Raw genomic sequence first — 12,003 nt, 5'->3', positions numbered from 1 at the left:
CAGCGTGTCTACTCGAGTGTCTGCACCGGCGGCGCGACCGGGCCGCGCGGCGCCGGCGGAGCGACAGCGACGGTCCGTGCAGGCGGGGGTGCGCTGCGCGGCGCGGCCTGCGGCTGCTGCTGAGACTCGGTCATCGCAGCCTGGCTGTCCCTGACCGGACGCCGAACCTGCTGCGACCGGGCTGCACGCGAGCGGCGGAAGCCCCAGGAGCGCGCGATCGAAGGACCTGCGGTATAGCCGACGACGGCGCCGGCAACGGCCCCGACCGGTCCAAATACGACGGCGCCCGACAAGGCGCCCAGTGCGGCATCGCCGCCGCGGTGCTCGTCGGCCATCGCCGCCGATGCCGTCAATGTCAGCGCCAAGGCCGCGGCCGTCAGCAGTCTGGTCATGAGATGTCCCCTCCGTCGCAACAGCGCCGAAATGGCGGACAAATGTGGCGAGAAGAATGCGAGGAGCGGAACTTGTAAGGAAGCCGGTAACCCTAATGCGGACACAATGTCTCAGCGCCGGGGAGGGCGCAGTGCGCAGCTCCGTTCAATGCATCGGGCCGAGCACCGACGTGAATGGCATGGCGATGATTTCCTCGCCGAGATCGTCGGAAATGTGCAGCACCCAGTCGCGCCAATCCTCCTCGCTCTCGGACGAGATCAGCGACTGCATGACGCGCTCGGCGTGATCACAGGCCTCGGCGAGATCGATGACCGCGGTTCCACGCCGATCGACGAGGAACTCATCGGGATTGGAGCAGTGGAAGAAGACCTGCGTCATGTCCGTCTCCTCAATCGCCCTCCGGCGAATCTCAGTCAGAAGTAACAGCGTGGCGGCGCGCGCGAAATCGGATTGATCACGTAAGGTAAATTACGGGGCGCAGTCTGGGCCGGTGGAACCGGACGTGCAGTGATCCAGCTCACGGAACGCATCGGCGCAGAGGAAGTTGTCGCGGACCATTCGATCCGGCGACAGGAGCTCGACATGATGTCTGAAGTCCAGATCCACGCGATCGCCCGGCAGATGCTCGAGATGCACGGCGCCTCGGCCGTCGCGCAGGCTGCGCAGAAGGCGCAGCAATGCGAAGCCAGCGGCGAGGCCGAGGAGGCCCGCGAATGGCGCCACATCGCGGACGCCATGAGGATGATGCGCGGTCCGCATCAGAGCTGACATCGGATTCCATTTTACCGAATATCGCCGCGCGGTCCGTCGGATCCGCCGACTCTGCTCCGCACCAGCCGGCGGTGGATACGTTCCGTCAAGGGAACGTGTGCCGCATCTCATCCTGGTTTCCGACCCATTTTCCACGCAAGAATCGGGCAACATGATTCGGCAGTGGATTCGCCGCTGACCAACGTTGCCGGCGCGCCCGCCGTCCAGGGATTATTGCCATGGTCTTCTTCAAGCGTGAGCTGAGCCCCGTCGAGATCTTCGAGCGTGCGCTGAAGGACAAGCAGGCCGCGCGGCAGCGGCTGACGGACCGTCTCCGGGTGGCCGAGGCGGCGCTGGACGAGAAGCGCGTCGTCGCGGAGCGGCTCGCCAAGGCCGGCGCCAGCAACGGGCAGCTCGATCGTGCCGAATCCAAGATGCAGGCCGTCGAGCAGAAGGCCAAGGCGCTGCGCGCATCCGTCGCCGAGTGCGACGAGCAGATCATCCTGGCGGAGCGCGCCTTCGCCGACGCGGTGGCGCAGCGCGACCGCGACCGCGCCGCCAACGACATCGAGGCCGTCGCCACCGCCATCGAGCAGGCGGTTCCTCGCTTCGAAATCGGTGCGGCGGCGCTCGTCGATGCGGTCACGCGCGGCCGCGCGGCGCTGAGCGAGGCCAGTCGTTTCGCGTCCGATGTCGACGACATCCGCCGCGAGGTGCTCTCCGCCGCGGAGCTGATCTGCTGGGAGCTGCGCGCCGCCGCAAGCCGCACGCGGGCCGGCAACATCAACGTGGCCCTGCTGGCGCCGCCCGAGACGCGGCAACTGCCCGCGCCCGAGACCGACCGTCAGATGATCTATACGCTGAGCCCGCTGACCTGGCGCGAGGGCGAGGAGGTGAAGCGCGTCGCCGCGTTCACCATGACCGCGCTGCCCAAGGCCCTGTTGCCGCTGGCGCTGGCGCATCAGCACGTCGACTATCTCAACGCGCGCCGGGTCCAGACGCTGATGCACGTCCATGGCGGCGGACAGCAGCAGAGCGAGCCGATGCCCGACGATCCGGCGCTGGTCGATCTCGATGCGCTGGGTGCGCAGGCCGAGGAAAGCCCGCAGGCTGATGTCGCCTGAGCGCGTCCACGCGCGCAGGCGCGCCGGAGCGCGGCTGAGGCTTGTCGGATCGGCCGTGCTGCTGCTGATTGTCATCAGCGCTGCACGGGCGGAAAATCTCGATGCCGGCAAACCCGCTGCGCGGCTGTTTGCGGACAGCTGCGCCACCTGTCATCGCTCGGCACGTGGGCTCGCCAAGGGGCGCTTTCGCCTGACGCTCTATCTGTTCCTGCAGAAGCACTACACCAGCAGCGACGACGCCGCGTCGGCCTTGAGCACCTATCTGCAGTCGGTCGATGCGCCGGCAGCCGCGCCGGCCCGCCGTCCCCCTTCGCGGCGCCCGGCCCATCGTGGTGAGACACGACCGCCGCGGCCGCCGCTGCCGGTGCGGGGACGTTAGCGATCGCCTGCACGTCGCGCTCCGCCTCTCTCGTCACGTGAGGTGAACGGGCCGCGGCGATCGAATTTGAGCTGCTCAGGTGCAGCCGCTCGGCCCGCAGTTTTCCGGTGTGTGCCCGTCCGGGTGTGGCCGATATCCTCGACCTGGGCTATGCTCGTCGGCCAAGGTGCTCGACGCCCCCGGGAGGCCGATCTCGCGCGTGTCCGTGCGAAGCTGGCCGTCCCGAGCCGGATCATCGTGACGTCTCAGTCGTGCCACGAGCCGCGTTATCGTGATTGTGTTTTCGGGCGTTATGTCTTTTGACGTTGTGTTTGGGCTGTCTGAGGCGGGGCAGCGGCGATGATGACCTTACCGGAGCTCGCGGCAGCGGCGTTGGAGCGTTTCCTCAGCTCCTATATGCGACGCCGTTTCGGATCGTCTCATACCCAGTTGACGGAGATGCTTCCGGCAGCTGCGCGCATTGCGCTGGAATGCATCGGCAACAGCGATGCGCTGTATCACAACGTCGAGCACACCTTGCTGGTGACGTTGGCCGGCCACGAGATCCTGCGCGGCCGTGCGCTGCACAGCCACATGACGGCGGACGACTACGTCCACGTCATCCTGGCCTGCCTGCTTCACGACATCGGCTATGTCCGCGGCTTGTTCAGGGAAGACGATGTCAATGGCTTCGTCGTCGATCGCGGCGGCCGCAAGATCTGCCTGCCGCGCGGCTCCTCCGATGCCAGCCTGATGCCGTATCACGTCGACCGCTCGAAGCTGTACGTGATCAACCGCATCGAAGGCATGGCGCCGCTGGACAAGGACCGCATCGCCCGCGCCATCGAGGGCACGCGCTTTCCGCCGCTCGCCGGCCAGCAGTTCGACGAGGAGCAGTCGATCGTGCGCGCCGCCGACCTGATCGGCCAGCTCGGCGACCCCAACTACATCCGCAAGGCCAACGCGCTGTATCACGAGTTCGAGGAGGTCGGCATCAACCGGCAGCTCGGCTATGAGTCACCGGCCGACATCGTCAATCGTTATCCGCAGTTTTATTGGAACAGCGTCGCCCCGCACATCCAGACCGAGATCCGCTATCTCAACATGACATCGACGGGGCGCCAGTGGATCGCCAACCTCTATGCCAACGTGTTCCGCGCCGAACGCGACATCTCGCTGTCGGGCCCGCAGAGCTGACTGGCTGGAGTCAACGCCGGCCCCCGACCTCGTCGATGTGGTCGAGCAGGTCGGCCGGGTCCTCGTAGACGCGGATGGCGCCGGACTGGCGCAATTCCTCCGAGCCATAGCCACCACTCAACAGGCCGACGCCGAGCGCCCGGCAGCGGGTTGCGGCAAGCATGTCCCAGATGCTGTCGCCGATCACGACCGCGCGCTCGATCGGCGCGTCGAGGCGGGCGGCGGCCGCGAGAAACAGGTCGGGATCAGGCTTGGCGTAGCGGACCTCGTCGCGGGTCACGACGGCGCTGGTCTTGGGATCGACGCCGAGCGCGGCGAGATTGACGGCCGCCGTTTCCATTCTGCCGCTGGTCGCGATCGCCCAGGGGATGCCGGCATCGGTCAGGAAACCCAGCAGCTCGCGGGCGCCGGGCAGGGGCCGGACCTGGCCTCCGAGCTTCTGATAGGCCGCCGCATGCGCTTTCCGCAGCCGCTCGATCCGCTCGGGCTCGATGGCAAAACCGGTCTCGCGCAGCAGCTGGTTGGTGAACAGGCCGCCGCTCATGCCGATCTTGCGGTGGATGCGCCAGACCGAGAGCTCGATGTTCTCGGCATCCAGCGCCGTCTTCCAGGCGAGCACGTGCTGATAGACGCTGTCGACCAGCGTGCCGTCGAGGTCGAACAGGAAGGCGGTTTCGATGCGCATGGCTCGCTCCGGGCTGGATGTCTGCTGCGTAGCAGCTCAAGGCCAAGCGGCAGCGGCCATCCGGGTTCCTGCCCGCCGCCGGGCTGTGCCGTGCCCGCTATGGCTGTGCGCAGACCGACGAGCCGTGCGGTCTTTCCACTCCGTCGGTAGCCCCGAGGCCGCTCCGGGGTCAGCCCTTGGGACGGATGAAGCCGGCCAGCGTCTTCTTCTGCTCCTCGCACCAGTTCGTCATGCCGAGGCGGCGCTGATCCATGTCGATGGCCTGCGTGGCGACGGCCACCTCCGCCATCAGATCGTCGTCCTGCTTCTCGCCCATCTTGCCGCCGGTGTGCATGTAGGCGATCGCCTTGCGCACCTTCTCGGTCGTGCCGTCAGGCATCTTCATGTCCTGCGCCTTCTGGACCAGATCCTGATAGACGACATCGACGCCGGGACATTCGACCTTGGTGGCGAACGCCTCCAGTACCATGGTCGTATACATGTGGCGTGGCTCGGCGCTGCCCGGTGTCAGGGCCGCCAGCAATGCCGCGATGGTCAATGCCGCAAGGGTTGACGTGTAAAGCAGACCGTTTCGCATTCTCTGGCTACCTCCCGCTTGTTTTCGGCGAGGCTAGCCTGTGGGCGAAGCGCGGGCAACAACGAGCGCAGTGCAGCACGCGCGAATTGATCGAAGGGGTCGCCGGCTATTTGTTCAGCCGCCGCTCCTGCTCCTTGAGCAGAACGTCGAGCTCCTCGCTCTGCTGCGCGAGGCGGTCGGCGTTGCGCTCCTCGTCCGCGGCACCCGACTGCGAGGCGGCCTGCTCGGTGATCTGGCGGATGTTGTCGCGCAGGATCGCGATGCGGTCTGCGAGGTCGGAGGCGGACAGGACGGTCGGATCGGTCAGGCTCATGAACCCCTCGGGGATGCGCATTGTCAGGCGCAGTTCCTTAGCTCGGAAAGCCGCGTCGCCACAAGTGGATCGACGACATCGATCACCGCCGCGCCGATCGGCGCGGACCAGCGCGGGCGCCTGTGCGGATCCTTCAGCGCACCGGCATTGGCGGGCGCACCACGGGCTGATCCGGATCGACCGGCGCCGACGGCAGCGGCATCGGGGCGGGCGGCGGAGGGGCCATGCTGGTTGCGGCCGGCGGCGGCATGCGCGGCCGGTGCGGTGCTGCCGCACCAGGCTGTGCCGGGGTCACGGCCGCCGTTGCAGGGCGCGCGGCCGGGCGCGGCCGGATCGTCTGCTCGATGGCGCGCGGATCGAACGACCGTGCTTCCGCGGTCCGCTCGCTCGGCCGCTCGGCGGGCCTGTCGCTGGACTTGGCCTCGGCGACCCGCGCCATGTCGCGGACCATCTGCTCCTGCCCGGCCTTCAGCTGTGCGAGGCTCGTCTTCAGCTCGCCGATCTGCTGGCTCAAGGCAGCGAGGTCGTGGGCCATCGATTGCAGCAACTGCGCCTGCTCCTGCGAGGTCGCGCCAACCGCGCTCGTTGCGTGCTCCTGCACCTCGGCCGGCGCTTCTGCGGCCGCCTGCTGGGGCGCGGTCGCGGCTGGCTGTGCCGCGGCATCCTTGTCGGCGTTCGAAGCCAGCGAGATCCGCGGCATCCAATGCGCGATCATCTCCTGGGCCTGGTCTCCATAGCTCTGCCAGGCGGCTGCGGCGACGGCGCTGCCGACCGCGAACAGCACCGCCAGAATGGTGCGCACGGCCCAGGTGGCGAACGTGCTGCGCTCTCCGGTGACCGCGAAGTCGCTGGTCGCCTGCGTCCTGTAGTCAGGGTCGATCTTCGGCGAGGGCACGTCCGGTGGCCGTTGCGAGCTGCGCCTGTCCGCTTCGGCGGCAGTGCGATCGGCGCGGGCCGCCAGCACGATCTCGGGATCGATCACGGCATGAGGCTGCTGATCGCCGTCCTTGGTCGTCGTTGCAAGCATTGACGCTCCGTCCTCCGTTGTCGTCCGCCTCGCAGGCGGCGCTCGGCTCTGTTCCGATGCGTCGTCCTACCAACGCCTCGTGCACCCACGCTTCGCGTACTCACGCTGCATCGTACTGACGCTTCGTGACACCAACGTCGGATGACGACTGCGCCACGAAACGCTCGGCCTCTCCGGCCGCATCAGCACAGAACCTGGATACCGGTTGTCCCTCGTGCCCACGCATCTGCATGTTCACGGTGATCCATCTTGGCCAGAGCCGCATACTCGGGAACGTCCCATCATCGTTCCGTCGCGCCGACGCTCTGCTGATTCCCATTCTCATCGACACTTGGTCATATCCGCCCCAACCAAGGCGAAGACATGGCGGTTGCGCGACCCATGCGACCTCCACCTCTGGCCGCAGGCGGAGCATACCCCGAATGCACCGCGAAGGCTATGCCGACGGCGTTTCGCCGTGCCGGCGAGATCCTGGCCATTGTTACCGACCGGTGCCGCGAAATGAAGCGTCGATCGGCCCGTCAACGCTTGAGAATGTCGCCCGTGGGCACCCGGATCTCGCAGCAGAGGCCGCTCGGTTCGAAGCGCCGGACAACGCGGGCACCGACCTCGTACGGCAGCATCTGTTCCAGCAGCACGGTTCCAAAACCCTGGCGCTGCGCACCCAGCGGACGGCCGGACATGCCGGTCTCGGTCCAGTCGATGACCAGCCAGTCGGCCGCGTCGCGCTCATCGAGCCGCCATTCGATCCTGATGAAGCCCCGCGGCACTGTCAGCGCACCGTATTTCAGCGCATTGGTCGCGAGCTCGTGCATGGCAAGCCCGATGCTCTCGGCCGCCTTCGGCTTCAGTCGCACCTGGGGGCCCGACAGCGAGAATTGCCTGTCCTCGCGCGCGGCGCCGGCGCGCAGCTCATCGGCGATCAGTTCGGCCAGATCGAAACCGGCGAGGGGATCGCGCGTGACGACCGCCTGGATGCGCGACAGCGCTGTGATGCGGCCTTCGAGGTGACTGGCGAAATCCTCGACACTGTCGCTCGAGTCGCCCGTGCGGCGGATGATCGAGCGGATCACGGCGAGCATGTTGCGGACGCGGTGCTGCAGCTCGGCGAGCAGCAGCTTCTGGTGCTCGGAGGCCGAGACCAGCGCCGTGATGTCTTGGGTGATGCCGCCGATGCGCTGCACCCGTCCCAACTCGTCGACCATGGGAAAACTACGGATGCGCAGCCAGCGCGTGACGTCGTCCGGCTGGCTGACGATACGGACATCCAGGCTGTCGCGCTGGCCACGCCGGGCGCGCTCGAGGCTCTCGATGGCGCGGGGCCGGTCCTCCGGCAGCATGAGCTCGGTCCACGATGCCAGATGGTCGCCGCGGAGCACAGCGCTGCGCGGGACGCCATAGATCGTCTCGAATGCGGGGCTGAGATATTCCCAGCGCAGGGTCTCGGCATCGCGGATCCACACGACGTCGGAGGATGCTTCGCCGAACTGGCGGAAGCGCGCCTCGCTGTCGCGCAGCGCGGCCTCGGTGCGCTTGCGGTCGTCGATGTTCATCGCGAGCCCGACCAGGGTGCCGTCGCCGAGGTCACGGCCGGCGAACATCATCCAGGCGCGTTCCCCGTCCTTGCGAAAATACTGCTTCTCATAGGGACCGATCCGGCCGGTCTGCCGCAGCAGCTCGATCTGGTCGCTCGAGGTGCGCATCCATTCCGGGGGTGTCAGGCTCTTCCAGGTCAGCTCGCCGCTGTCGATGTCCTGGCGCGAATAGCCTGTCATCGCCAAGAAGGCCTCGTTGGCGTCGATCAGGGTGCCGGCTGCATGATCGAAGAACAGCACGCCGACCGAATCGATCTCGAGGAGGCGGCGCAGCCGATGATCGCCGGCATCGCCGCCGTTCGAATGCGGCTGCCGTGCGGACGGCCCTGCCTCCGGCAGCTCGCTGCACCCGAGGCAGACGGCAAGCTCGGGATCGGTCTGTGCGAGGGCAAGCACGTCCGAATCGATCGCAAGCAGGTGTACATCGGCCCAGAAATGGGCTGTGCGCAGATAGGCGAGGAAGGCCGCCAGCAGATCGAACCTGGTGTTGCCGAAGGCATGTCGGATTGCGCGCCGCGAGCGGTCGGAATCAGCACGCTGCATGAACAGCACCGACGCGGCCTCGAACAGGTCCGCCTCACCATCGCTGCCCGGCTCCGGGATGTCGAGCGGGGGCTGGACGAGTTCAAGCCGGTCGAGCGCCGCCGCGGCGCGCGCGGGATCCGCGAGCGGCCGCGCGAGCAGGTGACGCGCCCGATCGATCGTCTCCGGGCGAGACGTCGAGTCACCCGCGGGCTTGCCCAATCCGACCAGAAATCCGAAATGCCGGGTCAGACAATAAGGCGAGCGGTTGAGGCGCGACAGATGGACGGCGAGCCGCTCCTTGAAAAGGGCCGGAAGCGGGGTGTCGAGATAGGCGCATTTGGCGAACTGCCAGAGCTGTCGGGTCGCCTCAGGCGCCGACGGCGCCGACCTGAACAGGTTGGGCATCAGCCCGAGGCGCTGCACGATCTCCTGCTCGAAGGGTCCGTCCACCATGCGCTGTTCGACCATCGCCGTTTCCCCGGCAGAGTGCCGACACGGTCAGCATAGCGCAAGCGCCAGCGCTCCGAACCTCTCACTCATTCGCGTCGAGCTGACGGCCTTCGCGGTCCAAATGCAAGTAATTCGCGTTGAACAGGCCGGCGCTCATCAGGCGCTCGAGGTCCGGAAGTACCAGCATCTTGCCCTTGAGCACGATCAGGTTGCTGGCGCGCAGTTCCTGCAGCGTGCGGTTGACGTGGACCTTCGACAGGCCTGTCGCCTCGGCGAGATCTGCCTGGGTGAGAGGGAAGCTGCAACTGCTGTCGTCGGCCAGGCCCGCCAGCCGCAGCCGGAAGAACAGTTCGCACAACAGGTGAGCCATGCGTTCGGACGCGGTGCGTTGCCCGAGATTCATGGTCCATTCGCGCTGGATTGCGGCGTTGACCAGCGTCTCCCACCAGAACGCCGTCGCAATGCGCGGATAGCCGGCGCTGATCTCGTCGAAGAACTCGCGCGGCAGGTCGGCGATCGACACCGGCGTGATGGTGCCGATCGAATGGTCCATCTCGCGCAGGATGAAGATGTTGAGATCGCAGATATCGCCAGGCAGGAAGAACGAGACGATCTGGCGGCGGCCGTCCTCGAGCTGCTTGTAGCGGCAGGCCCAGCCGTTCAGGATCAGATGCACGTCCTTGGGCTTCTCGCCTTCGCGCGCGATGTCGGTGCGTGGCGCGAAGGTCCTTACCCGTTGAGCCGCCGCGCGGTTGAGCATCAGGCGGTCGGCCGCAGAGAGGCGGACGAAATTCTCGAGCTTGCGGACCAGATGACTCAAAGAGTGGTTCCCCCGAGTTGGTTTATTGGGGTTCCATTCGGTGCGACTTCAATAACTTATGTTAGCATGATACCGCGTTGACCGCTGATCTTTCTGCACCTGCGCGCGGAACCAAAGTGCGGCCCGCGGCCGGGGACTGCTGCGGCATCTTGGCGATGCTCCTGCCCTCAGCGATGCTCGGAGCTGGGCAACATCGCGCGAGTCCGACCAGTCCTTCGCGCCCCTGTCGTGGAACTCTCATGAAATCTGATGCGGCATCACCGTCGAAGCCCGTGAAATTACGGGACCCGATGCGTGATCGCGACGATCTGGCGCTCGGCGAAACCTGTGTAGTTAAGGCCCCCTTAGTTCCGGCTTCTGGGTTGATCAAAACAAGCAACTGGAAATGCATCAATGCGAGTCGGTCAGCTCTTTTCGGCATCGATGCTCTCGGTCACGGCGCTTGCCTGTGTTCTCGGGGGCGAGGTGCTGGTATCTCACTATCGCGCCTACGCGAGCAGAACCGAAGCGATCAAGTCCGTCGACAAGGCCGGGCAGCAGGCCGACGCCGCCTTCGCCAAAGCGAAAGCGGCCGTTGAGACGCTCTCCGACAGCCAAGCCATCTTCGACGGACTGAGCGCTGCCAAGGCAAAGCTCACCGACGTGCGCGCGATGGTCGACCGCGCCGCAAGGCCGGATCGAGGTCGATCGCGTACGGATCGAGTCGAGCATCGATCAACTCGGCAATCCTCCGTCCGCGCCGCCTGACGACGGGACTGCACGGCACAGCATCCGAACATCATGAGGGCCAGCTCGGACCGGCGCTCATATCGTTCGCTCGCTTGCCCTTGTCGAGGTTCTGCGCCATTTCGAGATGATGCTGCAGGGCCGGCAGGTTCTTGCCGGCCCATTCCTTCAGCGCCGGATTGTCGCCGCCCTTCGCATAGCGCTCGAACAGCGACACCGCGTCCTTGTGGGCGCTGACCTGCATGTCGTCGAAATCCGAGCTGAAGTCCTTGCCGCTCGCGGCCTTCAGCTTGTCGAGCTTGCTCTGATGCGCGCTGTCGAGAGCGGCGGGCAGTTGGACCTTGACCTTGCCGCTCTCGACCATGCTCTTCAGCTCGGTCGACGTCTTGGTGTGATCCTTGACCATCTGCGCGGCGAAGCTCTTCTCCTGCGCGTTGCCCTTCTGCTCGGCGAGCTGGTTCGACTGTAGTTCGAACATGTCGCTGATGGCGACCTGCTTGACGAAGTCCTCCGTGCCCGGCGACAATGCCGAGCGCCGAATTCACCCCGGTCTTTTCGCCGACGGATTGGGCGAGGGAAGGGCCCGCCAGCACCAGGCAACCGAGCGTGATGAGTGTGCGTCGCGCGGATCGTTCCTCTCGTTGGTTGCAGACCTAAACCGAGAGATGTGCACGATGTTCGGACGAGCTGGCGCGCGCTGCGCGGCCTGCCCGGTGAGAAGACGCCGCGAGCAGCCGACGTAGCCGCAGAGCGTCGGCGGGTGCCGCGCTCTTCTGGTCGTTGTCGAAATAGACGTAGACGTCGATGCCGCGCGACGCCCAGGCGCGCATGCGCTTGGCCCAGGCCTCGAGTGTCGCGTCCGGATAGTTGTCCTTGTAGCGGCCGCCCGGACCATGGCCGCGCACATAGACGAAATCGGCCGTGCGCCTCCACGGCGCCGGCGCGTCGTGATGGTCCGACAGGCAGAGCGAGATGTTCGCGTCCCTCAGCAGGCGCATGATGGCCGGTGTGTACCAGCTCGGGTGACGGAATTCGAAGCTGTAGCGCCGGTGCGTCGGCAGCAGCGGCAGAAACGACTCGAGCCGTTCTGGATTCGCTTCGAATTGCGGCGGCAGCTGGAACAGCACGGGGCCGGCCTTGTCGCCGAGCAGCGACAGCCGGCTCTCCATCAGCGCGATGCTGTTGACCGAGCGCGCAGACAGGCGCTTCCAATGCGTGATGAACTTGGAGGCCTTCCAGGCGAAAACGAAATCGGGCCCGGTCTGATCGCGCCAGCCGCGGACGGCAGCTTCCGTCGGTGTCCTGTAGAACACGCCATTCAGCTCGGTGGTCTCGAACTGGCTGGCGTAGTAGGGCAGCCGATGTCTGATCAGCAGTCCCGGCGGAAAGAACGCGCCGCGCCAGGACTCGTAGTGCCATCCCGATGTGCCTATCACGACCCGGGCCATCATCGTCCTCTCGCT

At 66.4% G+C, this 12,003-nt stretch carries 14 protein-coding genes and 1 pseudogene; 5 read left to right on the top strand and 10 right to left on the bottom strand.

Annotated elements, in window-relative coordinates; genetic code table 11:
• Positions 1-8: 8 nt before the first annotated feature.
• Together ACQR1E_RS03000 and ACQR1E_RS02995 are read right to left on the bottom strand one after the other, a co-directional pair.
• Positions 9-392: a hypothetical protein gene (locus tag ACQR1E_RS03000; protein ID WP_315712303.1), complete on the bottom strand. Its 384-nt coding sequence runs from the start codon at positions 390-392 to the stop codon at positions 9-11.
• 145 nt (positions 393-537) lie between these two features.
• Entirely contained in the window at positions 538-771 is a 234-nt protein-coding gene (locus ACQR1E_RS02995) for a DUF6894 family protein (protein ID WP_315712301.1), read from the bottom strand.
• Positions 772-978: 207 nt separating this feature from the next.
• Here ACQR1E_RS02995 and ACQR1E_RS02990 point away from each other — a divergent pair, with 207 nt between their 5' ends.
• The 4 genes from ACQR1E_RS02990 to ACQR1E_RS02975 all read left to right on the top strand — a co-directional run bounded on the left by ACQR1E_RS02990 (position 979) and on the right by ACQR1E_RS02975 (position 3,822).
• Positions 979-1,161, top strand: coding sequence for a hypothetical protein (locus tag ACQR1E_RS02990; protein ID WP_315712640.1), 183 nt, complete (start codon positions 979-981; stop codon positions 1,159-1,161).
• A gap of 221 nt (positions 1,162-1,382) precedes the next feature.
• The gene (locus tag ACQR1E_RS02985) at positions 1,383-2,267 is read left to right on the top strand and encodes a hypothetical protein (RefSeq protein ID WP_315712299.1); all 885 of its coding nucleotides are present in this window, start codon (positions 1,383-1,385) and stop codon (positions 2,265-2,267) included.
• Positions 2,257-2,646, top strand: a complete 390-nt coding sequence (locus ACQR1E_RS02980) for a cytochrome C (protein WP_434896644.1) — start codon at positions 2,257-2,259, stop codon at positions 2,644-2,646. Before ACQR1E_RS02985 ends, ACQR1E_RS02980 begins: the two co-directional genes overlap by 11 nt.
• Positions 2,647-2,985: 339 nt before the next feature.
• A complete protein-coding gene (locus ACQR1E_RS02975) occupies positions 2,986-3,822 on the top strand; it encodes an HD domain-containing protein (protein WP_315712295.1) in 837 nt (278 codons plus the stop codon).
• 10 nt (positions 3,823-3,832) lie between these two features.
• Here ACQR1E_RS02975 and ACQR1E_RS02970 read toward each other — a convergent pair whose 3' ends face one another.
• From ACQR1E_RS02970 to ACQR1E_RS02945, 6 genes are all read right to left on the bottom strand, one after another.
• Positions 3,833-4,507 (bottom strand): HAD family hydrolase, encoded by a 675-nt coding sequence (locus ACQR1E_RS02970; protein ID WP_315712294.1) that lies wholly within the window; start codon positions 4,505-4,507, stop codon positions 3,833-3,835.
• A 169-nt stretch (positions 4,508-4,676) separates the two neighbouring features.
• Positions 4,677-5,084 carry a hypothetical protein gene (locus ACQR1E_RS02965; protein ID WP_315712293.1) on the bottom strand — a complete coding sequence of 136 codons (408 nt, stop codon included), beginning with the start codon at positions 5,082-5,084 and terminating at the stop codon, positions 4,677-4,679.
• Between the two features lie 106 nt (positions 5,085-5,190).
• Positions 5,191-5,397 carry a hypothetical protein gene (locus tag ACQR1E_RS02960; protein WP_315712292.1) on the bottom strand — a complete coding sequence of 69 codons (207 nt, stop codon included), beginning with the start codon at positions 5,395-5,397 and terminating at the stop codon, positions 5,191-5,193.
• 133 nt (positions 5,398-5,530) lie between these two features.
• Positions 5,531-6,424, bottom strand: coding sequence for a hypothetical protein (locus ACQR1E_RS02955; RefSeq protein WP_315751739.1), 894 nt, complete (start codon positions 6,422-6,424; stop codon positions 5,531-5,533).
• A gap of 521 nt (positions 6,425-6,945) precedes the next feature.
• A complete protein-coding gene (locus ACQR1E_RS02950; RefSeq protein ID WP_315712289.1) occupies positions 6,946-9,012 on the bottom strand; it encodes a sensor histidine kinase in 2,067 nt (688 codons plus the stop codon).
• Positions 9,013-9,076: 64 nt separating this feature from the next.
• Positions 9,077-9,814 (bottom strand): Crp/Fnr family transcriptional regulator, encoded by a 738-nt coding sequence (locus ACQR1E_RS02945; RefSeq protein WP_315712288.1) that lies wholly within the window; start codon positions 9,812-9,814, stop codon positions 9,077-9,079.
• 393 nt (positions 9,815-10,207) lie between these two features.
• Between ACQR1E_RS02945 and ACQR1E_RS02940 the strand changes: the two genes are divergently transcribed.
• Complete coding sequence (locus tag ACQR1E_RS02940; protein ID WP_315751738.1) at positions 10,208-10,561, top strand: hypothetical protein; 354 nt, start codon at positions 10,208-10,210, stop codon at positions 10,559-10,561.
• A 31-nt stretch (positions 10,562-10,592) separates the two neighbouring features.
• On the opposite strand, the pseudogene ACQR1E_RS02935 reads toward ACQR1E_RS02940, so the two are convergent.
• Both ACQR1E_RS02935 and ACQR1E_RS02930 read right to left on the bottom strand, forming a co-directional pair.
• Positions 10,593-11,151, bottom strand: a pseudogene (locus ACQR1E_RS02935) (DUF4142 domain-containing protein).
• Between the two features lie 42 nt (positions 11,152-11,193).
• Positions 11,194-11,988, bottom strand: coding sequence for a DUF72 domain-containing protein (locus tag ACQR1E_RS02930; protein WP_315826941.1), 795 nt, complete (start codon positions 11,986-11,988; stop codon positions 11,194-11,196).
• Between the last annotated feature and the right edge of the window lie 15 nt (positions 11,989-12,003).

The organism is Bradyrhizobium sp. HKCCYLRH1030 (assembly GCF_051168395.1).
Classification (GTDB): Bacteria; Pseudomonadota; Alphaproteobacteria; order Rhizobiales; family Xanthobacteraceae; genus Bradyrhizobium.
This window is presented reverse-complemented; position numbering and strand designations above follow the sequence as displayed.